Origin of the sequence: Saccharothrix ecbatanensis, assembly GCF_014205015.1 — a bacterium.
Lineage (GTDB): Bacteria > Actinomycetota > Actinomycetes > Mycobacteriales > Pseudonocardiaceae > Actinosynnema > Actinosynnema ecbatanense.
This window is the reverse complement of the sequence record NZ_JACHMO010000001.1, coordinates 9,476,673-9,499,640: the sequence shown is the minus strand read 5'-3', so window position 1 is coordinate 9,499,640 and position 22,968 is coordinate 9,476,673. Positions and strand designations below refer to the sequence as shown.

At 70.2% G+C, this 22,968-nt stretch carries 21 protein-coding genes and 2 pseudogenes; 9 read left to right on the top strand and 14 right to left on the bottom strand.

Annotated elements, in window-relative coordinates; genetic code table 11:
• Positions 1 to 82: 82 nt before the first annotated feature.
• Together F4560_RS42520 and F4560_RS46800 are read left to right on the top strand one after the other, a co-directional pair.
• Positions 83 to 1,057, top strand: a complete 975-nt coding sequence (locus tag F4560_RS42520; RefSeq protein ID WP_184928664.1) for a mechanosensitive ion channel family protein — start codon at positions 83 to 85, stop codon at positions 1,055 to 1,057.
• Between the two features lie 204 nt (positions 1,058 to 1,261).
• Positions 1,262 to 2,010, top strand: a pseudogene (locus tag F4560_RS46800) (IS30 family transposase); the annotation flags it as partial.
• A 151-nt stretch (positions 2,011 to 2,161) separates the two neighbouring features.
• Here F4560_RS46800 and F4560_RS42510 read toward each other — a convergent pair.
• On the bottom strand, positions 2,162 to 2,509 hold the full coding sequence (locus F4560_RS42510) for a DUF6401 family natural product biosynthesis protein (RefSeq protein ID WP_184928662.1): 348 nt from the start codon (positions 2,507 to 2,509) through the stop codon (positions 2,162 to 2,164).
• A gap of 79 nt (positions 2,510 to 2,588) precedes the next feature.
• Here F4560_RS42510 and F4560_RS42505 point away from each other — a divergent pair, with 79 nt between their 5' ends.
• A complete protein-coding gene (locus tag F4560_RS42505) occupies positions 2,589 to 3,026 on the top strand; it encodes a DUF6319 family protein (RefSeq protein ID WP_221483849.1) in 438 nt (145 codons plus the stop codon).
• 60 nt (positions 3,027 to 3,086) lie between these two features.
• Here the strand turns inward: F4560_RS42505 and F4560_RS42500 are convergent, their stop codons facing one another.
• Together F4560_RS42500 and F4560_RS42495 are read right to left on the bottom strand one after the other, a co-directional pair.
• On the bottom strand, positions 3,087 to 4,040 hold the full coding sequence (locus F4560_RS42500) for a quinone oxidoreductase family protein (protein WP_184928660.1): 954 nt from the start codon (positions 4,038 to 4,040) through the stop codon (positions 3,087 to 3,089).
• A 4-nt stretch (positions 4,041 to 4,044) separates the two neighbouring features.
• Entirely contained in the window at positions 4,045 to 4,860 is an 816-nt protein-coding gene (locus tag F4560_RS42495; RefSeq protein ID WP_184928659.1) for an SDR family NAD(P)-dependent oxidoreductase, read from the bottom strand.
• 105 nt (positions 4,861 to 4,965) lie between these two features.
• Here F4560_RS42495 and fabG point away from each other — a divergent pair, with 105 nt between their 5' ends.
• The 3 genes from fabG (at position 4,966) to F4560_RS45270 (ending at position 7,351) form a co-directional block, all read left to right on the top strand.
• On the top strand, positions 4,966 to 5,727 hold the full coding sequence (gene fabG, locus F4560_RS42490) for a 3-oxoacyl-ACP reductase FabG (protein ID WP_184928658.1): 762 nt from the start codon (positions 4,966 to 4,968) through the stop codon (positions 5,725 to 5,727).
• Positions 5,728 to 5,729: 2 nt separating this feature from the next.
• Positions 5,730 to 6,182, top strand: a complete 453-nt coding sequence (locus F4560_RS42485; RefSeq protein WP_184928657.1) for a MaoC family dehydratase — start codon at positions 5,730 to 5,732, stop codon at positions 6,180 to 6,182.
• Positions 6,183 to 6,403: 221 nt separating this feature from the next.
• Positions 6,404 to 7,351, top strand: a complete 948-nt coding sequence (locus tag F4560_RS45270) for a cold-shock protein (protein WP_184928656.1) — start codon at positions 6,404 to 6,406, stop codon at positions 7,349 to 7,351.
• Positions 7,352 to 7,580: 229 nt separating this feature from the next.
• On the opposite strand, the pseudogene F4560_RS42475 reads toward F4560_RS45270, so the two are convergent.
• From F4560_RS42475 to F4560_RS42435, 9 genes and pseudogenes are all read right to left on the bottom strand, one after another.
• Positions 7,581 to 8,422: pseudogene (locus F4560_RS42475) on the bottom strand (IS5 family transposase).
• A 151-nt stretch (positions 8,423 to 8,573) separates the two neighbouring features.
• Positions 8,574 to 9,143 carry a DinB family protein gene (locus F4560_RS42470; protein ID WP_184928654.1) on the bottom strand — a complete coding sequence of 190 codons (570 nt, stop codon included), beginning with the start codon at positions 9,141 to 9,143 and terminating at the stop codon, positions 8,574 to 8,576.
• A complete protein-coding gene (locus tag F4560_RS42465) occupies positions 9,140 to 9,730 on the bottom strand; it encodes a TetR/AcrR family transcriptional regulator (RefSeq protein ID WP_184928653.1) in 591 nt (196 codons plus the stop codon). Before F4560_RS42465 ends, F4560_RS42470 begins: the two co-directional genes overlap by 4 nt.
• A gap of 22 nt (positions 9,731 to 9,752) precedes the next feature.
• Positions 9,753 to 10,511, bottom strand: coding sequence for a hypothetical protein (locus tag F4560_RS42460; RefSeq protein WP_184928652.1), 759 nt, complete (start codon positions 10,509 to 10,511; stop codon positions 9,753 to 9,755).
• Positions 10,498 to 11,961: a vWA domain-containing protein gene (locus tag F4560_RS42455; protein ID WP_184928651.1), complete on the bottom strand. Its 1,464-nt coding sequence runs from the start codon at positions 11,959 to 11,961 to the stop codon at positions 10,498 to 10,500. The genes F4560_RS42460 and F4560_RS42455 overlap by 14 nt, the downstream gene beginning before the upstream one ends.
• Positions 11,958 to 13,151, bottom strand: a complete 1,194-nt coding sequence (locus F4560_RS42450) for a hypothetical protein (RefSeq protein WP_184928650.1) — start codon at positions 13,149 to 13,151, stop codon at positions 11,958 to 11,960. Before F4560_RS42450 ends, F4560_RS42455 begins: the two co-directional genes overlap by 4 nt.
• Before the next feature lie 81 nt (positions 13,152 to 13,232).
• Positions 13,233 to 13,994, bottom strand: coding sequence for an SDR family NAD(P)-dependent oxidoreductase (locus F4560_RS42445; protein ID WP_184928649.1), 762 nt, complete (start codon positions 13,992 to 13,994; stop codon positions 13,233 to 13,235).
• On the bottom strand, positions 13,995 to 15,197 hold the full coding sequence (locus F4560_RS42440) for an acetyl-CoA C-acetyltransferase (RefSeq protein ID WP_184928648.1): 1,203 nt from the start codon (positions 15,195 to 15,197) through the stop codon (positions 13,995 to 13,997).
• 12 nt (positions 15,198 to 15,209) lie between these two features.
• The gene (locus F4560_RS42435; RefSeq protein WP_184928647.1) at positions 15,210 to 16,355 is read right to left on the bottom strand and encodes an acyl-CoA dehydrogenase family protein; all 1,146 of its coding nucleotides are present in this window, start codon (positions 16,353 to 16,355) and stop codon (positions 15,210 to 15,212) included.
• 88 nt (positions 16,356 to 16,443) lie between these two features.
• On the opposite strand from F4560_RS42435, the gene F4560_RS42430 reads away from it, so the two are divergent.
• A complete protein-coding gene (locus F4560_RS42430) occupies positions 16,444 to 17,085 on the top strand; it encodes a TetR/AcrR family transcriptional regulator (protein WP_184928646.1) in 642 nt (213 codons plus the stop codon).
• A gap of 193 nt (positions 17,086 to 17,278) precedes the next feature.
• Here F4560_RS42430 and F4560_RS42425 read toward each other — a convergent pair whose 3' ends face one another.
• Positions 17,279 to 17,551 carry a GlsB/YeaQ/YmgE family stress response membrane protein gene (locus tag F4560_RS42425; protein WP_033442749.1) on the bottom strand — a complete coding sequence of 91 codons (273 nt, stop codon included), beginning with the start codon at positions 17,549 to 17,551 and terminating at the stop codon, positions 17,279 to 17,281.
• 15 nt (positions 17,552 to 17,566) lie between these two features.
• The gene (locus F4560_RS42420) at positions 17,567 to 18,511 is read right to left on the bottom strand and encodes a sporulation protein (protein WP_312869812.1); all 945 of its coding nucleotides are present in this window, start codon (positions 18,509 to 18,511) and stop codon (positions 17,567 to 17,569) included.
• A 156-nt stretch (positions 18,512 to 18,667) separates the two neighbouring features.
• Here F4560_RS42420 and F4560_RS42415 point away from each other — a divergent pair, with 156 nt between their 5' ends.
• Together F4560_RS42415 and F4560_RS42410 are read left to right on the top strand one after the other, a co-directional pair.
• Entirely contained in the window at positions 18,668 to 21,634 is a 2,967-nt protein-coding gene (locus tag F4560_RS42415) for an acetyl-CoA carboxylase family protein (RefSeq protein ID WP_184928645.1), read from the top strand.
• Between the two features lie 129 nt (positions 21,635 to 21,763).
• Positions 21,764 to 22,945: an MFS transporter gene (locus F4560_RS42410; protein ID WP_312869811.1), complete on the top strand. Its 1,182-nt coding sequence runs from the start codon at positions 21,764 to 21,766 to the stop codon at positions 22,943 to 22,945.
• Positions 22,946 to 22,968: the final 23 nt, after the last annotated feature.

Here is a 22,968-nt window from a genome sequence, read left to right as displayed (position 1 = left end):
CCAGGGTGATCCGGGGTTTGACCCGACCACCTCGGGTAACCGATCTCAGAGACGAACCGGTCGTCCGAGGAGGTCGAAGACGATGAAAGCCCTGCTCGCCGCGCAGACGGTGCAGGCTCAAGGCATCGGTGACGCAACCGGTGACGCCCTGCGCAACGTGGTGACCTTCCTGCCGAAACTCGTCGGGTTCCTCGTCGTGCTGCTCATCGGGTGGATCATCGCCCGGGTGCTGCGCTCGGCGGTGAACAAGGTGTTGGAGCGGCTGCACTTCGACCGCGCGGTGCAGCGCGGTGGGATCGGCGACGCGCTGAAGCGTTCGAAGTTCGACGCGTCGGGTCTGCTCGCGCAAATCGTGTACTACGCCGTGCTGCTGATCGCGCTCCAGGTGGCGTTCGGCGTGTTCGGGTCGAACCCCGTGAGCGATCTGCTGAACCAGATCGTGGCCTGGCTGCCGAGGGCGATCGTCGCGATCATCATCATCGTGGTCGCCGCCGCCATCGCGCGGGCCGTGGGCGACATCATCTCCCGGGCGCTCGGCGGGCTGTCCTACGGTCCGACGCTGGGCAAGATCGCCTCGTGGTTCATCATCGCGCTCGGCGTGATCGCGGCGCTGAACCAGATCGGTGTCGCCACCACGGTGACCACGCCGATCCTGATCACCATCCTGGCGACGGTCGGCGGTATCGCGGTCATCGGTGTCGGCGGTGGTCTGATCAGGCCCATGCAGCAGCGCTGGGAAGGCTGGTTGTCGCGGGCCGAGGCGGAGGCGCCGCAGGCCAAGGCTCAGGCCGAGGCGTACAAGCGCGGGCGTGAGGACGTGCAGCGGACCGCGTCGGGTGTCTCGCCGGCCGACCAGACGACCCGGATGGCCGAGACTCCGGCGCACGCGTCGTCCATGCCGACCGCTCCGGGCGGCCAGCAGATGCAGCCGGGGCAGACCATGCCTCCGGCGGGCCAGCCGATGCCTCCCGGCCAGACCATGCCGCCGGGACAGCCGATGCAGGGCCGTCCGGTGCAGCCGCACCCGGGCCAGTACCCGCCGGGTGAGCAGCGTTGACCGAGCCCGGTCACGGCGCGCTTAGCTGGATCGAACGCTAGCCCGATCGAACGCTTTCGCAGGGTCCTCGCACTGAACCGCTCCCCCGAAGTTGGACTGGGAATCCAGGTCCGGCTTTCGGGGGAGCGGTGTGTATCGGGGGAATTCGTTGCCCGAGGGCAGCGGAGACCTCGCCGGGTGGCCCGGTCGACGTCCTTCTGCCACCGGGCCTGCTCGCGGCGGGGTTGGGTCGCGGCGGGGTTGTGTCGCGTCGCGTCGACGGTCAGCCAGGAAGGTACGACGCAACACCGATCCCGACTCGGGCGTCTACCGACCCCATGCGGGTCAGGCCCGCGCCGACGCGCGTCGTCCCCGGCCCAAGCCGAGCAGAATCGGCTCGAACCCGGAGCTGAGGGCGCTGGTGCGGCACATGCTCGACGACCGGTTCAGCCCCGAGCGGATCAGCCGCCGTCTGCGCCGCGATTTGGCCCTGGCATTGCGCACCGGACGCGCACCCCGCCGCAGCGCCGGGCAACGCCGTCCCCGCTTCGATGGTGATGATCAGCGACCGGCCCGCCGAGATCGAGGACCGCACCTTGCCCGGCCACAGGGAAGGCGACCTGATCATCAGCGGCGACCAGCAGTCCGCGATCGGCACCCTGGTCGAACGCGCTACCCGCTACGTCCTGGTCGTGCACCTGGGCCGCGCCCGCGCCGCCGAACACGTCCGCGACGCCCTCACCGCCACCACCGGATCACAGCTCGATCATCTGAAACACTCCCTGACCCGGGACCAGGGCTCCGGGCTGGGCCGACACCACGAGTTCACTCTCGCCACCGACATGCCGACCTCTCCGTCCACACCCCCGAGGACTCGGCCGCCGTCGCCGCTCAACTCAACCGAGGCCCACGCAACACTCCGCTGGGACACCCAAGCCGAGCGCCTCGCCAAGCTCCTGGCCAAAGCCAGTTGATCGCCTGTGTTGCGACGACTCCTGGAATCCGCGCCAGGGGACCTCTGCTCTTATTCTTCCCCAGGGGAACGACAGCCGAGGGCCGTGCGGACGCCGTTGTGGATAACTGGCAGGGCTGTGGACAACGTGCCGGCGGACGGGCCGTCAGTCGCTAGCCTTCGAGTGCGGGCTCGTCGCTGCGCGAGAGGTGGCAGACGGCGACGAGTCTCAACGTCGTCCAGTCCGCGTTCGCCCAGTCCACGATCGCCGGCACCTGCCAGCCCTGTGCCGTCGCCTCGTCGAGCACGCCCTTGGCGTACCCGGCGAGCAGCACCACCCCCGCCACCGCCGCCGCGGGCACGCCGAACGCGAGGATGTCGCGCACCGCCGCGCCGTGCTGGTCGACGGCGGCCAGCACTCCGGGCGCCAACACGCCCGGGGCCAACACCGCCGCAATTCCGAGTTCGTCGCTCAACCGGTCCAAGAACCGGCGAGCGGGGAAGTCCCACCAACCGCTCACAAGGCCGACACCCTACGCTGTGCGGGGCGATCGACCCACCCTCGAACATGTGTTCTATCATCACACGGGGTCGAGCCGGATGCGCAGAGAGGAAAACGAGAACGTGCAGGCGGACACGCTCGTGGAGCAGGAAGAGACGGTGGACGCCGAGGCGCCCGCCGCACCCGTGCAGCAGGAGGTCGCACCCGTGCCGCAGGAAGAGCCCGAGGCCAAGCCCGTGAAGCGGGCCAAGTCGACGGCCAAGAAGACCCGCACGGTCGAGCTCACGCTGACCGTCACCGGGACCGCCGACGGCGAGTGGCAGGCCGACCTGGTGCACGGCACCAAGCGGGTCGTGCAGGGCCTCTCGATCTCGGCCGCGGCCGTGTCGCGGGCGGCCAAGGAGCTGCACGACGACATCGCCGGCGGTATCGACGAGGTCATCGAGGCAGCCCGCACCCAGCACCGCACGCGGATGGAGGAGCTGGAGGCCGAGCTCGCGAAGGTCAAGGCCGCGCTGGCCGAACTGAGCGACTGATCATCCGGACCGGGGGCCGCCCGATGGCGAGTGGCCCCCGATCCGCGATGCCCGCGGTTCTCAGCGTGACGGGTCCAGCACCAGCTTGCCGGTGGTGCGGCGGGCCCGCAGGTCCTCGTGCGCCCGGCGCACCTCCGACAGCCCGTACTCCCCACCCGGCACGGCTCGCAGCTCACCGGCCAGGACCAGGTCGAACAGCTCGCCCATGGCCCGGTGCACGACCCCACCCGGCAACCTGAACGCGTGCGGCAGCCACATGCCCGCGATGGCCGTCGAGTGCACCAGCAACCGGCCGGGCTCGACCGGCGTCGGCTGCTCCCGACTGGCCATCCCGTAGAACGCGAGCCGCCCGAACGGCGCGAGCGCGGCGATGCTCTGGTCGGTGACGGCGCCGCCGGTCATGTCCAGCACGATGTCGACCCGCCGCCCGCCGTTGGCCTCACGCAGCACGTCGGTCATGTTCTCCGCGGTGGAGTCGACCGCGACGTCCGCGCCCAGGTCCAGCGCCAGTTGACGCTTGTCCTCGGTGCTGGCAGTGGCAATGACGCGTCCCGCGCCCCACTTCTTGGCCAGCTGCACGGCCAGCGACCCGACCCCACCGGCGGCAGCGTGCACGACGACGCTCTCCCCCGCCTCCAGGTGGGCGCTCTTGCGGAGCAGGAGCCACGCCGTCGCGCCCTGCACGACCATGCTCAACGCGGTGAGGTCGTCCACGCCTTCCGGCACGTCGAACGCGGTCGCCTCGGGCACCACGGCCTTCTCCGCGTAACCGCCGAAGTTGGTCAGGCCGACCACGCGCCGACCGCCCGCCGTGCCGACGACCTCGCCGCCGGGCACCAGCGGAAGTTCCATCTTCGACAGGTAGCTGTTCTCAGCTTGATGTGTGTCGGCGTAGTTGAGGCCCGCGCGGCTGACGTCGACGAGCAGTTCGCCGGGACCCGCGACGGGGTCGGGGAGGTCGACCTCGTTGAGGACTTCCGGTCCGCCGAACTCGGTGATCTGGATGGCGCGCACGGTGTCAGTTCTCCTTCGTGATCAGGGGGTCGCGGCCGAGGGCGACGCGCTCGCCGGTGGCGGTGCGCGGGCCGGGCGGGTTGGGGAAGGTGAACGGCGCGCTGGGACGTCCGGCCTGCACGAACCAGCATTCACCCGCCTTGCCGTCCCGCAACACGGCGACGAACGCGTCCACCACATCGTCCACGCTCATCACGGGCATCCCGGCGGATTCCAGGGTGGCTTTGAAGCCGGTGATGATCGCGGTGTCGGCGAAGGACGGGCACACGGCGTTGACGGTGACGCCGTCGGCCGCGAGCACCGGTCCGAGGCCGCGGACGAGACCGACGACGGCGGCCTTGTTCGCGCCGTACAGGGGGTCCATGGGCATCGCCATCAAGCCGGCCATGCTGGCGGTGGCCACGATGCGCCCGCCGCCACGCTTCTTCAGCGCCGCCAACGCCGCGTGCACGCCGTACACGACGCCGTCGAGGTTGATCCCCATGACCTTGCGGTACCGCTCCGCGTCGAAGTCGTCGCCGAGGCCGAACCCGGTGCCGATGCCCGCGTTCAGCACCGCGAAGTCCAGCCCGCCGAACCGCTCCACGGCTGTCGCCACCGCGACCTCGCTCTGCCGGGGATCGCTGACGTCGCAGTGGACGAACACGCCGTTCACCTCGTCGGCCACGGCTTTGCCCTGGACGTCGTCCACATCGGCGACGACGACGGACGCGCCGGCGGCGGCGAGTCGGCGCGCGACCCCCGCGCCGATGCCGTTCGCGGCTCCGGTGACCAGTGCGACCTTGCCCGAGAACTCCACCGCGCCTCCTCTGGCTGACATTCCGACCAGTCGGTATGGTTCTCCTGACAAGCCCTGGCGTCAAGCCGGCGTCGCCGGTAGGTTACTAAGCGGTTGCTTAGGCCCGTACATCAAGGAGGATCGACCGTGGCCCAGACGGACGCACGGGTGGCCATCGTCACCGGTGCCGCACGTGGCATCGGCGCCGCCGTAGCCACCCGGCTCGCGCAGGACGGCATGGCCGTCGCGCTGCTCGACCTCGACGAGGGAAGCTGCGCCGAGGCCGTGGAGAAGATCAAGGCGTCCGGCGGGACGGCCATCGCGGTGGGTGTGGACGTCAGTGACAGCGCGGCGGTCGACGCGGCGGTGCAGCGGGTGGCGGACGAGCTCGGCGCGCCGACCGTGCTGGTCAACAACGCGGGGATCCTGCGGGACAACCTGCTGTTCAAGATGACCGACGACGACTGGGACGCGGTGATCAACGTCCACCTGCGCGGCACGTTCCTGATGAGCCGGGCGGTGCAGAGGTTCCAGACGGCGGCGAAGTGGGGCCGCATCGTGAACCTGTCCAGCACGTCGGCGCTGGGCAACCGGGGTCAGGCGAACTACTCGGCCGCCAAGGCTGGGTTGCAGGGGTTCACCAAGACGCTGGCGATCGAGCTGGGCAAGTTCAACGTGACGGTGAACGCGATCGCGCCGGGGTTCATCGCGACCGACATGACGGCGGCGACGGCGGCCCGCGTCGGCATCGACTTCGAGGACTTCAAGAAGGGTGCGGCGGCGGCGATCCCGGTGCAGCGCGTCGGCACGCCCGAGGACATCGCGCACACGGCGTCGTTCCTGGTCAGTGAGGGTGCCGGGTTCGTGTCCGGTCAGGTCGTCTACGTCGCCGGCGGACCGAAGGACTGATGATGCGGGTATTCGCTGATTTGGCGGAGTTCGCGGCGACCAAGGGCGAGCACCTCGGTTACGGCGAGTGGCACGAGATCACGCAGGCGGAGATCAACCTGTTCGCCGACGCCACCGGTGACCACCAGTGGATCCACGTGGACTTGGAGAAGGCCGCCGCCGGGCCGTTCGGCGCGCCGGTCGCGCACGGTTACCTGACCCTGTCCCTGATTCCGCTGCTGGTGCGGGACATCTACACGGTGCAGGGGTTGTCCATGGGCGTGAACTACGGGTTGAACAAGGTGCGGTTCCCGAGCCCGGTGGTCGTCGGGTCGCGGGTGCGCGCGGGGGCCGAGCTGGTCGAGATCGCCGACGTGCCGCAGGGCAAGCAGGCGGTGGTGAGGGTGACCCTCGAGATCGAGAACAACCCGAAGCCCGCTTGCGTGGCGGAAACCGTCGTCCTGCTGGTGGCCTGACCGCGCCAGCCTGGCCACAACGGCCGTCGCGCCGGCTACGCAGGGGTCCTCGCCAAGGGGACCCCTGCTTTAGACCTGGTCTCAAAACTCGGCGTGTCGCTAGGTGAACCAACGGCCCGCCCCTGGCTCCGCACCGCCCGCCCGTGGGCCCGGCCCGACGGACCGGAAGTCCGTCAGAGAGACTGGGGGCCAGTGCCCGCCCTCTCGACCTGGAGCCTTTGATGCCGCAAGGGACCGTCCGTTGGTTCGACGCCGAACGTGGTTTCGGCTTCCTCGCGCCCGAGGACGGCTCGCCGGACGTGTTCGTGCACGCCTCCGAGATCGTCGAGGACGGCGGCGCGAAAGTGCTCCGCGAGGGTCAGGCCGTGGTGTTCGAGGTCGGCGAGAACGACCGCGGGCCCCAGGCGCTGCGCGTTCGCGTCACCGCCGATGCGGCCACCGGCAGCGCCGTGGGCCTGCTCGGCACCGTCAACTGGTACGAGCCGGGCAAGGGGTACGGCTTCGCGTCGCCGGACGGCGGCGGCGCCGACATCTTCGTGCACAGCTCCGCCATCGTGACCGGCGGCGTGGTCACCGAGGGGCAGCGGGTGGCATTCCTGATCGTCGAAGGCGAGCGCGGCCCGCAGGCCGGGCACGTGATCCCGCTGGGAGCAGGGGCCGGCTCCCCCGCTGCGGCTGGTATCTCGGACGGTGCCGACGGCACGGTGGCCTGGTACGACGAGGACAAGGGCTTCGGCTTCATCAACCCCGACTCCGGCGCCGGGGACATCTTCGTTCACGCCCAGGCCCTGGCCGAGGGGCTGACGTGGCTCGCGGAGGGCGACCGCGTCGCCTACGAGGTGGCTAGTGGAGACAAGGGCCCGCAGGCCCGCGACGTGCACCTGGTCCGGAGCGCCGAGCCCCAGGCGGCGCCGCAGCGGTCGGCACCTGCCGCGGCCGCAGGGCCGGCCGCGCGGGACGTGCCCGTACGAGGCGGCGAGGGCGTCGTCGCGCGCTACGACGGCGACCGCGGCTTCGGCTTCATCACCCCGGACGCAGGCGGCGACGATCTCTTCGCCCACGTGTCCATGATCATGGGGTCGGAGCCGCTGCAGAAGGGTGACCGGGTCCGGTACGCGGTGCGTCAGAGCGACCGGGGCCCGCAGGCCGACCGCATCGAACGCCTCTGAAGAGGCGGCCCCACCGATGGCTGATCACTTCCCGACGAGAGTGCTCGTTCATCCCCGTCGATGGTGCCGTCAGCAACGCGGCTGCAGCCTCCTCCAGGAGATCGATCTCCCTCGTGGTGACGGGGACCCCGTGCCGACCCGAGGACCTGCTCCGCGCTCAGAAGCTCACCAGTCACCCCACCCGACGACACAGAGCCACCGATGTATCCCCAACGAGTGAATGGATGCGTTAGACCTGGTCGCAGAGCTCGATCTTTATGAGCCGGCGGACGTTGATCACGGTGCAGGCCAGCGTGAGTAGCGCCAGCGTGGTGCGTTCGGTCCGGTCGTAGCGCAGCCCGAGGCGTTTGAACCGCAGCAGCCAGGAGATGGTGCGTTCGACGACCCAGCGGACCCGGCCGAGGCGGGACTTGCCCTCAATCCCGCGCCGGGCGATACGGACCTTGATACCGCGGCGGGTCAGGTAGCGGCGGCAGCGGCGGTAGTCGTAGCCCTTGTCGGCGTGCAACTTGTCCGGTCGGCATCGTGGCCGGCCCGCCCGGCCGTGGTGACCACGCACGGTCGGGTTCGTGTCCAGCAGCGGCTCGAACAGCATGCTGTCGTGGGTGTTTGCCGCCGACAACATGATGTGCAGCGGTAGCCCGTTCGCGTCGCACAGAACGTGGTATTTGGAGCCGGCTTTACCCCGGTCAGTGGGGCTGCGGCCGGTCAGCTCGCCCCCCTTTTCGACCGCACCGACACCGCGTCGATGCAGCCTCTGGTCCAGTCGAGCTCGTCGATGTTGGACAGCTCGTCGAGCACGAGCTGGTGCAGCCGGTCCCACACACCAGCGTCCTGCCACTCACGCAACCGCCGCCACGCGGTGTGCCCGGAACCGCATCCGAGCTGCTCGGGTAGGTCTCGCCAGCGGCAGCCGGTGTCGAGCACGAACAAGATCCCCTCTAGCGCGGCACGGTCATCGATCCGGGGCCGCCCACCCGGACCGCGCGGCGCTGGTCGGGACGGGATCAGGGGTTCGATCAGCTCCCAGAGCCGGTCTTCGACCCGCCGCTGCTGCGTCGTCTTCGCCATGACTGCCCGCGATCGACGACCAGGACCGGCAGGTTACGCAGTGACACACCCTTAAGTTTTGAGACCAGGTCTTAACCCTGCCACAAGGGACCGACGATGTCGGGCGCGAAAGCGCGAACTGTGGACAACAGCGCGGCACCCTGGTCGACCGTCAGCCGTCCGCCTCGCGGGCGACGCGTTCCAGCCGGGCGCGGTAGTCGTCCCACCAGGACGAGTCCACCGGGGCCAGATTGTCGTTGCCCGGGCGCAGGCCGGCCGTGCCGTCGATCAGTTCGCGGACGATGTCGGCGTGCCCGGCGTGGCGGTTCGTCTCCGCGATCATGTGGATCAGGACGAAGTGGAGGGTGATCGCCCCGCGCTCGGCCGGCCACCACGGGACCGTGCCCGGCGAGTCGAGGTCCAGCTCGTCGATCGTCTTGTCGGCATGGGCGCACGCGCGCTGGTAGAGGCCGACGATGTCCGCACGGGACTCGTCCGCCCTCGCCCACATGTCGACGTTCGGCTCGTCGCTCTCCAGCCACGCCAGGGGCTCGGCGAACGGGCGGCCGAACGTCTCGCCGAAGTACCCGACCTCGACCCCCGCGAGGTGCTTGACCAGGCCCAACAGGTTCGTCCCCGTCGGCGTCAACGGTCGGCGCACGTCGTACTCCGACAGCCCTTCCAGCTTCCACAGCAGAGCCTCACGCGCGGTGCGGAGGTAGCGGTGCAGGTCAGTCTTCACGAAGTGCCTTCCACGGAACCGGGACGCAGGGACGCCAGGAACAGGTCGGCGAAGTGGCGGCCCACCTGCTTGGCCGACAACGGCCCTTCCGCGCTGTACCACTGGCCGAGGTGGTGGACGGTGCCGAAGAAGTAGTGCACGGTCAGGTCCGCGGGCACGTCGGTCCGGAACACCCCCGACGCCTGCCCTTCCTCCACAAGCGACCGGAACCGCTCGTGGTACCGGCGGCGTTCCGCGCGCATCTCCCGCACCTTGTCCTCGGCCAGGTGGTCCGCCGAGCGGAAGTACACCCGGGCCTGGTCGAAGTTCTCCACCGACGTCACCACGACGTCGACCGCCACCGCGTGCAGCCGCTCGGCGACGGGCGCGGAACCGGACGCGAACTCGTCCAGCCGCTCCGTCTGCATCCGCAGCAGGCTGCCGTAGATCTCGTGCAGCAGGTCGTCCTTGGACCCGAAGTAGTGGTACATGGCGCCCTTGGTGACGCCCGCCAGGTCCACGATCTCCTGCACCGCGACCCGGTCGAAGCCCTTGGCGGCGAACAACCGCGTCGCGGCGTCGATCAGCCGTTCCGGTACCGATGCCATGGGGAAAGCATCGCACGCCGGCTCACTGGAACATCGCGATCGGCAGCACGACCAGCTCCTCCGTATCGGCCTTCCACCGCTGCACCTTGCCCACGCACCGCGCGTTGAACGTCCCCTCGGGCACGGAGTCGCGCAGCAGCCAGTCGTCGCTGCACTCGACCCGAACCTGCGGCCCCTCTTCCGGGTCGTCCGGGTCGCCCACCGGCGCCAGCAGCACCGTCATGCCGTTCTGCTGCTGGACCACCCGGAACACACCCTGCATGGACACGAAGCGCTGGATCCGCCGCAGCTTCAAGGAACGGGCGGGCGGGCCCGACTCGGCCTGTTCCAAGGCCGTGTTGCGCAACAACGTGCGCTCGTCCAGGTCGACGTGCAGCAGGTCGTTCCGGTGCTCCAGCCCTTCCATCAGCTCACCGATCAGGTCGATCGGCTCGTAGGTCTTCTGATAGGACTTGATCTCCTCGCGGGTGGTGGCGACGTCGGCGCCCGAGTTGCCCAGCCACGGGATGGAGATCTTGCCGTCCTTCGTCAGCACGGCCCGCGAGATGATCTCCGCGGGCAGCCGCTCGATGCCGAACCGGCCGGTGGCGACGATGTGCAGCACTGCCTTCCCGTCCAGGTAGACGGGCACGCCCAACGTCGGCCGCGCGTCGGACCGGCGTGCCGCGCGCCAGGTCACCACCGCCACCCCGATGGCCACCACGAGCGCCAGCACGGTGACGATCCACACGACCGCCCACGGCCACCACACCGACCACCACAGTCCTCTATCGACAGCCACGGATCTCCTTCACCGCCTCCAGCAGCGACCCCGAACCGGCGTCCACCACCCGCCCGCCGGTCGCCCGCGCCACCCGGTCCAGCTCCACCGGGTCGGCCTCGCCGAACCGGATCGCGTACGTGCGCGCCGGCGGGTTCGGCCACGCGGCGAGGAAGTCGTCCGCGCTCATCCCGGCGTTGTTCTCGCCGTCGGTCATCAGCACGACCGTGCCGTCGCCGACGATCCGGTACGCGTGGTCCAGCGCCGACCAGATCGCGGTGCCGTCGTCCGCCAGTTCGGCCGACGCCAGCGCGCCGGCAAGCGCTTCCAGGTCCGCCGCGCCCCGGACCACGACGCTGCGTTCCTCCTTCACGGTCCCCGCGAACCGCACGAGCACGACCGTCTCCCCCACCCTGAACTGGTCGAACCCGCCCGCCCGGCTCAACGTCGCGAACGCCTCCCGCAGCCCCGCGATCCGCCCGCCGGCCATGGACGTCGAGTGGTCGAGCACGAACACCACGCGCCCCGGTTCGCCCGCGCGGTCGTAGGCGGCGAGCAGGGCGTCCACCACCTCCTGCTTGCCCGGGAAGTACAGCGCGGTGCCGATCGGCTCACGCAGCTCCTCCGTGCGCTCGACCTGCGGGTCCACCGGCCGGCGCGAGGTGCGTTCCATGATCGCCCGCTGGGCGGACGGCGAGCGCAGCCACTCCACCACCCGGTCGTAGGCGGCCCGCTTGTCCGGCTTGAGCAGCATCAACGGGTAGTCCGACAGCACGATCCCGTCCCGCGGGTACACGACCTCCAACGGCTCGCGCAGCTGACCGGACGCGTTCAGCGACAACACCGCCGACTCGTACGTCACCACGGCGTCCACGTCGTCCTGCCGCTTCACGTACTCGTCCACGACCTCCGCCGCGCCGGACGCGCCGAACGCCCGTCCGGTGAGGAAGCCCTGGAGCTTGTCGCAGGTGACGTCCTCGGACCGCAACGCCGCTCCCGTGCCCGCCGCGGCCGTCGCCACGCCGATCAGCGCCGCCATGCCGCTACCGGACACCCGCGGGTCGGCCATGCCGAACCGCAACTCCCCCGCCGCCGCACGCCCGGCCACCTCGGCCCACGACGCACCCCGCAACGCCTCCGCCTTGCCCGCCTTCACGCCCAGCACCAGCGGCGACAGCATCGTCGTGGCGGACGGCGGCAGGTCGACGTTCTTCAGCTTCAGGTACCGGTTCGTGGACAGCCACGCGAGGTCGTGGTCGACTCCCGCCGCCAGCTCCTCGCTGGCCCGGACCGTGCCCTCGTAGTCGAGCTTCAACTCCACCCCGGTGTCCCGGCGCAGGTCGGCGAGCACGGACGAGAGATCGGCCAACTCCGAGCTGGCCAGCACGGTCAACGTGGTCGGCTCGGGCTTGCCGGACGTGCAGCCGGCCAGGACGGCGGCGGCCACGAGGAGTAAGACGGGCCGCCTCATATGGGCACCCGGATCTCCGGGCAGCGGCCGACCTCCCTGATCATCGTCTCCAGGTCCGGCGGCTTGGGCAGGAACCCCTCGGTGAGGCTCAGCACCGGCTCCGGCAGACCGCGCTCCTTCAGCAGGTCCGGCAGCGCGGTGGAGTCCTGGTTGTCCAGCCGGAACCCCAGTTCCAGGGCACGTCGGCGCAGGTCGGCGTTGTTGCGGATCAGGTCGCCGACCCGTTCGCCCGCCGGGCTGAACGCGATCAGCCACGGCTCGGTGCGGTGGTGCGTGTCGGGGTAGAGCAGGACCCGTTCCGGGTCGGGCTTGCCGGTGCGCGCCACCGTCGCGAACTGGTGCGCCATGTACTGGTGCTCGTACATGACGCCGACCGGCGCGCTGGTGCGGCCGTCCGGGTAGAAGAACGTGGTGCCGATGCCGGAGCCGTGCAGGCCCTCGATCTCGAACACCGGCTTGACCCGCCGGGCGACCTCCAGCGCGTTCTTGTCGGTCGGCGCGGCGGAGTCGTTGGCGGCGAACGCGACCAGCCCGAGCCACGCCGAGCCGGAGTAGGAATCGCACGGGTTGGGCGACTGCGCGACGATCTGGTTGCGGTTGTCGACGGACTGCTTCAGCTTGTTCCAGGTCTTCGGCGCTCCCCCGTCGTCGGGCAGCGACAGCTTGACGAACGCGGTCATGTCGAGCGTGTAGTAGAGATCGCCCTTCTGGCCCTTCGCGACCCCTTCGGCTTCCAGCGCCTCGGCGTACTCCCTGAACGCGCCCAGCACGAGCGGGCTGGCGAACGGGAAGTACACCCGGCCGCCGAACCGGTCCCGGATCAACTCGGCCGCCGCCTGCCCGGACGGCATCACGAAGTCGAACTCGCGGACGCGTTCCTGCCGGTCACGGGCGATCTCCCGGGAGCCGCCCGAGTCGGAGACGCGCACGTCGACGCCGTTGGCCATCAGGATCCGGCGCACCTCGGAATCCTGGAAGTACACCGACTTCGAGGCCATCATGGCGGTCACGACGGTGATCTGCTGGAACGGCAGCGCCACCGTGCCGGACGCGAACAACGCGATCGCGCCGGCCAACGCGATGCCCGCCGACACTCCGAACGGCAGCAGGAAGCGCCTGCGCCGGAACGCCGATCTGGGCGGGTCGAGGATGGCGAAGCTGGGTTCTTCGGTCGAGCTCTTCGCGACCACGGAACTCCCCCGTGCGGACGGCGATCTCCCCTGTCTCCAGGCTAGATCGCCGTGCCGCCGCCGTGGGTCACAAGTCGGGGTTCAGCCCCCGATCGTCGCACCGCCGTCCACCACGAACGTCGCACCGGTGGTGTAGCCGCCTGCCGCCGAAGCGAGGAACACCACTGCTGCCGCAAGCTCTTCCGGATCGCCCACTCGGCCCATCGGCAGCCGTGCGATGTGCGATTCGAGGTAGCCGTCGGGGTACTGGTCGGTCATCTCGGAGCCGAAGTAGCCGGGCGCGAGCGCGTTGACCCGGATGCCCTTGCGACCGGTCCACTGCTGCGCCAGGTCGCGGGTCAGCCCGAGCAGACCGGCCTTCGACGCGGAGTACGCGGCCTGCGGCAGGCCGCCGGAGATGATGCCGAGCACGCTGGACACGTTGATGATCGACCCGCCGTCGGTCATCACGGCCGCCGCCGCCTGCGCCATCCAGTACGCGCCGTTGAGGTTGACGTCCATGACGCCGAGGAACTGCTCGGGCGTCTCCCGGGACGCGGGCACCGCCGACGCCACACCCGCGTTGTTCACCAGCACGCGGACGTCGCCGAACTCGGCGGCGGCACGGGCGACCTCACGGCAGTCGTCCGGCTGCGCCACGTCGGCCTGCACGATCAGCGCACGGCGGCCGGCGCCCTCCACCAGCTTCGCGGTCTCCTTCAGCCGGTCCACCCGCCGGGCCGCGAGCACGACGTCCGCGCCCGCCTCGGCCAGGCCCTTGGCGAACGCCACACCCAGGCCCGAGGACGCGCCGGTGACGATCGCGACCTGCCCGTCCAGCCGGAACTTGTCCAGGATTCCCATTCAGCTCAACCTCTCCAGGATGATCGCCATGCCCTGACCGCCGCCGACGCACATCGTCTCCAGCCCGAACTGCGCGTCCCGGCTGCGCATCCCGTTGATCAGGGTGGTCATGATGCGGGCGCCGGTGGAGCCGAACGGGTGACCGAGCGCGATCGCCCCACCGTGCACGTTCAGCTTGTCCATGTCGATGCCGAGCGCGCGCTGGCTGCCCAGCACCTGCACGGCGAACGCCTCGTTGATCTCGACCAGGTCGATGTCGTCGATCGTCATGTTCGCGTGCGCGAGCGCCTGCTTGGTGGCGTCGACCGGGCCGAGGCCCATGATCTCGGGCGACAGGCCGGACACACCGGTGGACACGATGCGCGCCAACGGGGTCAGGCCCAGTTCCTTCGCCTTGGTGGCGCTCATGACGACCACCGCCGCCGCGCCGTCGTTGAGGGGGCAGCAGTTGCCGGGCGTCACCGTCCCTTGTGGACGGAACGACGGGTTGAGCGCCGAGACGGCGTCGTAGGTGACCCCTCTGCGGGGGCCGTCGTCGGTGGCGACGACCGTGCCGTCCGGGAGCGTCACCGGGGTGATCTCGCGGTCGAAGAAGCCGTCCGCGATGGCCTTCTCGGCCAGGTTGTGCGAGCGGACGCCGAACTCGTCCTGGTCACGGCGGCTGATGCCGAGCAGGGTGGCGACGTTCTCGGCGGTCTGGCCCATCGAGATGTAGTAGTCCGGCAGCTTGCCGTCGTCGCGCGGGTCGTGCCACAGCTCGTTGGACTGCGCGGTGTGCTCGGTGCGTGCGCGGGCCTCGTCGAACAGCGGGTTCTGGTGCGGGTCGCCCTGCCGGTAGCGGGAGACGCACTCAACGCCTGCGCTGATGAACGCGTGGCCCTCGCCGGCCTTGATCGCGTGGAACGCCATCCGCGTGGTCTGCACCGAGGACGCGCAGAACCGGTTGACGGTGGTGCCGGGCAAGCCGTCCAGTCCGAGTTGGACGGCGACCCGGCGGGCCACGTTCTGGCCGTGCTCGTCCTGCGGCTCGGCGCAGCCCATGTGCAGGTCGGTGATGTCCTTGCGGTCCAGCGCGGGGACCTGGTCCAGCGCGGCGCCGACGATCTGCGCGGCCAGGTCGTCCGGGCGGAGGTCGACCAGCGAGCCCTTGCGGGCGCGGCCGATCGGGGAACGGGAGGTGGCGACGATGACAGCCTCGGGCATGGCGGGGTCTCCTTAGAGGCCGAGGTCGCGGCCGATGAGTTCCTTCATGATCTCGTTGGAGCCGGCCCAGATCCGCGTCACGCGGGCGTCCATCCAGGCGCGGGCCACGCGGTACTCGGTCATGTAGCCGTAGCCGCCGTGCAGCTGCACGCACGCGTCGATGACGTCGTTCTGCACGTCCGCGCTCCACCACTTGGCCTTCGCCGCGTCCACGGCGGTCAGCTCGCGCCGGGTGTGCGCGTCGGTGCACTGGTCCAGGAACGCCTGCGTCACGTCGATCTTGGTGACCAGCTCCGCGAGGGTGAACTTGTTGTGCTGGAACGAGCCGATGGCCTGGCCGAACGCCTTGCGCTCCTTCACGTAGGCGATCGTCTCCAGCAGGATCTGCTTGGCGTGGGCGAGGTTGGAGATCGCGCCGCCGAGGCGTTCCTGGGGCAGGCGTTCCATCATGTAGATGAAGCCCTGGTCGACGTCGCCGATGACGTTCTCCTGCGGGACGCGCACGTCCTCGAAGAACAGCTCGGCGGTGTCGGACTCGGGCTGGCCGACCTTGTCCAGCTTGCGGCCCCGTTCGAAGCCCTTCATGCCGGTCTCGACGGCGAACAGGGTGATGCCCCTGGCCTTCTTCTCCGGGCTGGTGCGGGCGGCGACCACGATCATGTCGGCGGAGAAGCCGTTGGTGATGAACGTCTTGGAGCCGTTGAGGATCCAGTCCGTGCCCTGCTTGACCGCGTTGCTCTTGAGCGCCGCGAGGTCGGAGCCGCCGGACGGTTCGGTCATGCCGATGCCGGTCGTCATCTCGCCCGCGCAGAACCGGGGCAGCCAGCGCTGCTTCTGCTCCTCGGTGCACAGGTCGACCAGGTACGGGGCCACGACGTCGCCGTGGATGCCCAGGCAGGAGGCCATGCCGGCGCTGACCCTGGACAGCTCCTCGCCGAGCACGGCGTTGAACCGGTAGTCGTTCGCGCCGCTGCCGCCGTACTCCTCGGGGACCTCCAGGCCGAGCAGGCCCTGCTTGCCGGCCTCCAGCCAGACGTCCCGGTCGATGTGGCGCTGCTGGACGAACTTCTCGTAGTCCGGCTTGAGGGTGCGGTCGCAGAACGCCTGCGCGGTCTCGCGGAACGCTTCGTGGTCGGGTTCGAACAGCGTGCGGCGCACTCTCGGATCCTCCATACTAAGCGGTTGCTTAGGCGTAAGCGTGCGCTTAGCCTGCGGTATCGTTCGGGCCCGTGTCAAGGAGAGGTGCATGACGTCGACCCGTGATGAGTTCGCGCTCCTGGACGAGACGTGGTCCTCGGTCGAGCCACCGGCGGCCCGGCGGATGCTGATCGCCGCCGCCGCCGCGTTCTCCGTGCGTGGGTACCACGCGACGACCACCCGTGACATCGCGGCGAAGGCCGGCATGTCGCCCGCCGCCGTGTACATCCACTACCGGTCCAAAGAGGAGCTGCTGTTCCAGATCTCCCGGGTCGGGCACGCCACGTCGTTGTCGGTGCTGACGGCCGTGTCGGAGCCGGACCCGGTGGTGCGGTTGGCGTCGGCGGTGCGGGCTTTCGCGTCGTGGCACGCCGAGTTCCACACGACGGCGCGGGTCGTCCAGTACGAGTTGAGCGCGTTGACGCCGGAGCACCTGGCGGAGGTGGTCGTGCTGCGTCGCCGGATCGAGGCGGCGGTGCGGGAGATGATCTCGGCCGGTGTCGACGCCGGTGTGTTCGAAGTCCCCGACGTGCGCGGCGCGACGCTGGCCGTGCTCTCGCTGTGCATCGACGTGGCCCGCTGGTACCAGCCCGCCGGCCGCCGCACCCCCGCCGAGATCGGCGACCTCTACGCCGACCTCGTCCTCCGCATGCTCGGCGCCCCCCGTGAGTCCTACGTTCAGAACGCGTGAGTCCTACGTTCAGAACCCCTGAGTTCAACGCTCAGGTGCGGCCCGCGCGGCGCGACCGGCGACCGGCGGGTGTTCTGAGCGTTGAATTCGGGGGTCCTGAACGTAGGACTCACGGGGCCTGAACGTAGGACTCACGCGGACGGGGCAGGGCCTCCCGGAACGTTCCGGGAGGCCCTGCTGGTCCGATCCGGGGCTAGCGGACGGATTTCTTGCCGTAGAAGCCTGCGACGAGGCTGACGCCGATGGCGGCGATGATCACCTGCACGATGATCTCGATCCAGTCGATGCCGGGCGTGTCCTCCACGCCGAGAGCCCGGGCGAGGAACGTGCCCAGGAACGCCGCCACGATGCCGACAATAATGGTCAGCCAGATGGGGATGGCCTGCTTGCCCGGGGCGATGAGCTTGCCCAGCAAACCGATGATGAGGCCGACGATCAGAGCGCTGATCACACCGCCGATGCCCACTATGCCTCCTGCGGGTTAGTCGCCTTCGAAGAAGTCCCCGACCTCGTCGAGGGCCTCGCCCATCATCATCCCACCGAAAACGCCGGCCGCAGCTCCAGCGACCACGCCGCCGGCCCCGATTCCCCCGCCATGGTGACCTCCGTGGTGGCCGCTGTGACCGCCGTGCGACCCATAACCGCCGGAAGATCGCCTGCCGGACACCTGATCCATCCACTGGTGGAGCAGCGCCGCCCAGTCCGTGCGGATCACCTCATCGTGGGACATGGCGAAGTGTCCGAACGAGTCCCCGCCCGCCCGGAACAGCCCGCCGCGGCGGTCCGCCTCCAGCACCACGTACAGCCGGTGCGGGTCGGCCACGAACGTCAGCTCCAGCTGGCTGATCTTGCTCAGGAACTGGCCGGGCGGCAGGAACTCGATCTCCTGGTAGAACGGCAGCTGCTGCGGCACGCCGTGGATGCGCCCCGACTCGTTGTCCGCCCGCTGGAACCGGAACCCGAGCGCGCCGAACGCGTTCAGCACGTGCTCCTGCGACTGCATCGGGTGCACCGCGACGGCGTCGAGGTCACCGGGGTCGACCGCGCCGCGCACCTCCAGCTCCGTGCGCAGACCCATCGTCATCCCGTGCAGCGGCTGCCCGTGCACCACCGTCACCGGCGTCTCCAGCGGCATCGGGAACTGGAACGGCAGCACGAGGTTCTGCCCGGCGGCGACGGACACCCGCTGCGCGACGACGACCCGCGCGAACTCGAGGTTGCGGTTGTGTTCGTTGTCACCGCTCTCCACCTCGACCCGGGTGACCAGCGACAGCTTGACCTGGTCGATGTCGACCGGGTGGTCGCCGCCCGCGATGCGGACCTCACCGGTCAGCACCTCGCCGGGCCTGACGTTGGGGTTGGCCACCACCGTGTCGACGGACGGACCGCCGACCCCGAACGCGCGCAACATCCTCTTGAAAACCACGGTGGGTGCCTCCTGGCCTGCTTTTCGGTCACGCCCTTGGGCTGATTGTCCCAAGGACGCCTCGGTACTGGCATCGGTTCCCTCTGGACGAACGCTAAGCGCAGGTGTCACTATGCGACCGCGGTCACATACTAAGCGGTCGCTCAGGAGGTCGAAGTGCCCACGCTGCTCGTCGCCAACCGGGGAGAGATCGCCGTCCGAGTGCTCCGCGCCGCCGCGGACCTCGGCTGGCGCACCGTCGCCCTGGTCACCGACTCCGATGACGCCCACGGCCGGTTCGCCGACCGCGCGGTCCGGCTGCACGGCTCCTACCTGGACGCGGACGCGGTGCTCGCCGCCGCCGAGGGGTGCGACCTGGTCCACCCCGGCTACGGGTTCCTGGCCGAGAACGCCGGGTTCGCGCGGCGGTGCGCCGAGGCCGGGCTGACGTTCGTCGGCCCACCGCCCGAGGTGCTGGAACTGCTCGGCGACAAGGGCCGGGCCCGCGCGCTGGCCACCGAGGTGGGCGTGCCGGTGCTCGCGGGCGCCGAGGACGGGTTCGAGGACTTCTTCCGCACGCACGGCGCCGTGGTCGTGAAGGCCGTCGCCGGGGGTGGTGGCAAGGGAGTGCGGGTCGTGCGGCGGCTCGCCGACCTCCGGGCCGCCGTCGAACGCTGCCGGGCCGAGGCGCTGGCCGCGTTCGGCGACGGCACGGTGTTCGTGGAAGAGCTGCTCGAACCGGCGCGGCACGTCGAGGTGCAACTGGTCGGCACGACGGTGCTCGGCGACCGAGACTGCTCGTTGCAGGTCCGGCACCAGAAGCTGGTCGAGATCGCGCCCGCCCCCGACCTCTCCCCCGACCTCCGCACCGCGCTGCACGAGGCGGCGGCGACGATCGCGCGTGCAGTCCGGTACACCGGGCTGGGCACGGTGGAGTTCCTGGTCGCGCCGGACGGCCGGTTCGCGTTCCTGGAGGCCAATCCCCGCCTCCAGGTCGAGCACACGGTCACCGAGCAGGTCACCGGGCTGGACCTGGTGCGGGCCCAACTGCTGCTGGCGACCGAGGTCGAGCCCGACCTGACCCACACGCCACGCGGCAGCGCGCTGCAACTGCGGGTCAGCCTGACCACGACGGGACGGCTGTCGACGTTCGTGCCGCCGTCCGGTCCGGGCGTCCGCGTCGACACGCACGCGTCCGTCGGCTACCGCGCGGGCCTCGACTTCGACCCGTTGCTGGCGAAGGTCGTGGTGCACGCCGACGACCTGGAAACCGCGCTGCGCCGCGCCCGCCGTGCGCTGGACGAGTTCACAGTGGACGGTGCGAAGACGAACATCGGCTTCCTGCGCGGGCTGCTGGACCACCCGGACGTCCTGAAAGCACACACGGGTCTGGTGGATTCGCTGCCGCGTGAGGACACCGGCGCGCGCTCTCCCGTGCAGGGAACCGTCGTGGCGATCGAGTCGGGCGCGGTCGTCGTGGAAGCGATGAAGATGCAGCACGTCGTGCCGATCGGTGACGCGCGGGTGCTGGTGGAGGTCGGTGACACGGTCGCGGAAGGCGCGTTGCTGGCCGAGGGCGTGGACGTCGCGGTCGAGGAGAAGGCCGTCGAGTTCGACCTGGACGACGTCCGGCCGGACCTGGCGGAAACGTTGGCGCGGCACGACTTCTCGCGTCCCGAGGCGGAGGAGAAGCGGCACTCGCGGGGTCGGCGGACGGTCCGGGAGAACATCGCCGACCTGTGCACGGAGTTCGTGGAGTACGGCGGCCTCACCATCGCCGCGCAACGCCGGCGGCGGTCGTTGGACGAGCTGGTCGAGCGCACGCCCGCGGACGGGCTGGTCGCGGGCGTCGGCAAGGTGAACGGCGGCCAGGTCGTCGCGATGTCCTACGACTACACGGTGCTCGCGGGCACCCAAGGGCTGCGCAACCACGCCAAGAAGGACCGGATGTTCGCCCTCGCCGAGCAACGGCGGCTGCCCGTGGTGCTGTTCGCCGAGGGTGGCGGCGGTCGTCCGGGCGACACCGACCACGGCGGCGTCAGCGGGCTGGACTGCATGGCGTTCCACCTGTTCGCGAAGCTGTCCGGTTTGGTGCCGCTGGTCGGCATCGCGTCCGGCCGGTGCTTCGCCGGCAACGCGGTGCTGCTGGGCACGTGCGACGTGGTGATCGCGACCCGTGACGCGACGATCGGCATGGGCGGCCCGGCGATGATCGAGGGCGGCGGGCTCGGCGTGTTCCGGCCGGAGGAGATCGGGCCGGTCGACGTGCAGTCGCCCAACGGCGTGATCGACGTGCTGGTGTCGGACGAGGCCGAGGCCGTCGACGTCGCCAAGAAGTACCTCTCGTACTTCCAAGGCCCCGTTGACAACTGGGAGTGCCCGGATCAGCGGCTGCTGCGGCACCTCGTGCCGGAGAACCGGGTGCGCGCGTACGACGTGCGGACCGTGGTGGAGACGGTCGCGGACGCCGGGTCGGTGCTGGAGCTGCGGCGCGAGTTCGGCCGCGGCATGGTCACCGCACTGGTCCGCGTCGAGGGCCGGCCGCTGGGGCTGATCGCGAACGACCCCGCGCACTTGGGCGGTGCGATCGACGCGGACTCGGCCGACAAGGCGGCGCGGTTCCTCCAGCTGTGCGACGCGTTCGACCTGCCGGTGGTGTCCCTGTGCGACACGCCGGGGTTCATGGTCGGGCCGGACGCCGAGCGCACCGCCACCGTGCGGCACCTGACGCGGATGCTCGTGACCGGCGCGAACCTCGACGTGCCGTTCGGGTTCGTGGCGCTGCGCAAGGCGTACGGGCTGGGCGCGCAGGCGATGGCGGCGGGCAGCTTGAAGGTGCCGCTGTTCGCCGTGTCGTGGCCCAGCGGCGAGTTCGGCCCGATGGGGCTGGAAGGCGCGGTCCGGCTCGGGTACCGGCGGGAACTGGACGCCATCGACGACCCCGAGCAGCGCAAGGAGATGTTCGAGGCGATGGTCTCGGCCGCCTACGAGCACGGCAAGGCGCTCAACGTGGCGTCCGCGTACGAGATCGACGACGTGATCGACCCGGCGGACACCCGGCGCTGGATCACGACCCTGCTCACCGGTCCCGACCCGGCCCCGGTCCGGACCGGCAAGAAACGCCCGTTCGTGGACACCTGGTGAAAGGGACTCTTCATGGTCACGACCGCTCCTCCCGAGCGGCGCACGTTGCGCAAGCTCATGGCCGCCGGCCTCGTCGGGTCGTCGCTTGAGTGATACGACTTCTTCATTTTCGCCACTGCCGCGGCGCTGGTGTTCCCGAAGTTTTTCTTCCCCGACGCGTCGCCGCTGATCGGGTTGCTCCTCTCGTTCAGCACGTTCTGGGCCGGGTTCATCGCGCGGCCGGTCGGCGGGCTGGTGTTCGGGCACGTCGGCGACAAGTTCGGCCGCAAGCCCGCGCTGGTGGCGTGCCTGGGGATGATGGCGGCGGCGACGTTCCTGATCGGTCTGCTGCCGACCAGCGCGACGCTGGGTGTGCTGGCGCCGGTGCTGCTGGTGCTGCTGCGGTTCGTGCAGGGCATCGCGGTCGGTGGGCAGTGGGGCGGCGTCGTGCTGCTGCTGACCGAGACCGCTGGGCCGGACAAGCGCGGGTTCGCCGGGACGTTCGGGCAGGCCGGTGTGCCGCTGGGCGTGATCCTGGGCAACGTGGCGTTCCTCGTCGTGGGCGCGACCGTGCCGCCGGCCGACTTCGCCGCGTGGGGGTGGCGGGTGCCGTTCCTGGCGAGCGCGCTGCTGTTCCCAGTGGTGCTGTTCATCCAGCTGAAGGTGGAGGACAGCCCGGTGTTCCGGGAGATCAAGGAGCGGCGTGCGGAGGCGCCCGCGGTGGCGGCCCCCGCGCCGTTGCGGGAGGTGCTGCGGACGCACTGGCGGACGGTGCTGCTCGGCTCCGGGCTGATGTTCGCGTCCAACGCGATCTTCTACGTGAGCATCGCGGGTGTGCTCGACTACTCGACCCGTGAGCTGGGGTTGGCGCGCAACTCGGTGCTGGTGGTGACGTTGCTGTCGTCGCCGCTCAGCGTGCCGGTGATCCTGCTGGCCGGGCGGTGGTCGGACCGGCACGGCAGGCGTCCGCTGATCGTGGTGGGCGCGGTGGGGTTGATCTTGTGGGCGTTCCCGTACTTCTGGCTGATCGACACGGCGTCGCTGGGGCTGATCTTCGTCGCGCTGGCCGTGGGCGGGGTGGCGTCGAGCCTGGTCTACGGGCCGGTGGCGGCGTACCTGGCGGAGCTGTTCGAGCCGCACGTGCGGTACTCGGGCGCGTCGCTGGCGTACCAGTTGGCGTCGATCCTGGTCAGCGGCGGCACACCGTTCATCATGACGGCACTGCTCGTCACCACCGGCTCGTCCGCTTCCGTGTCCGCGTTCCTGCTGGTCATGGGTGTGGTGACGCTGGCATCGGCACTCGGACTGCGAGAGACTCATCACCGCGAGTAACCAGAGCAGGGTGAAATCGTGAA

What these genes read in the sequence shown, in the direction of transcription:
- F4560_RS42520 (WP_184928664.1), top strand. Translation starts at nt 83, where the DNA reads ATGAAAGCCCTGCTCGCCGCGCAGACGGTGCAGGCTCAAGGCATCGGT.
- F4560_RS42505 (WP_221483849.1), top strand. Translation starts at nt 2,589, where the DNA reads ATGCGCAGAGAGGAAAACGAGAACGTGCAGGCGGACACGCTCGTGGAG.
- F4560_RS42495 (WP_184928659.1), bottom strand. Translation starts at nt 4,860, where the DNA reads ATGTCAGCCAGAGGAGGCGCGGTGGAGTTCTCGGGCAAGGTCGCACTG.
- F4560_RS42485 (WP_184928657.1), top strand. Translation starts at nt 5,730, where the DNA reads ATGCGGGTATTCGCTGATTTGGCGGAGTTCGCGGCGACCAAGGGCGAG.
- F4560_RS45270 (WP_184928656.1), top strand. Translation starts at nt 6,404, where the DNA reads ATGCCGCAAGGGACCGTCCGTTGGTTCGACGCCGAACGTGGTTTCGGC.
- F4560_RS42465 (WP_184928653.1), bottom strand. Translation starts at nt 9,730, where the DNA reads ATGGCATCGGTACCGGAACGGCTGATCGACGCCGCGACGCGGTTGTTC.
- F4560_RS42455 (WP_184928651.1), bottom strand. Translation starts at nt 11,961, where the DNA reads ATGAGGCGGCCCGTCTTACTCCTCGTGGCCGCCGCCGTCCTGGCCGGC.
- F4560_RS42445 (WP_184928649.1), bottom strand. Translation starts at nt 13,994, where the DNA reads ATGGGAATCCTGGACAAGTTCCGGCTGGACGGGCAGGTCGCGATCGTC.
- F4560_RS42440 (WP_184928648.1), bottom strand. Translation starts at nt 15,197, where the DNA reads ATGCCCGAGGCTGTCATCGTCGCCACCTCCCGTTCCCCGATCGGCCGC.
- F4560_RS42430 (WP_184928646.1), top strand. Translation starts at nt 16,444, where the DNA reads ATGACGTCGACCCGTGATGAGTTCGCGCTCCTGGACGAGACGTGGTCC.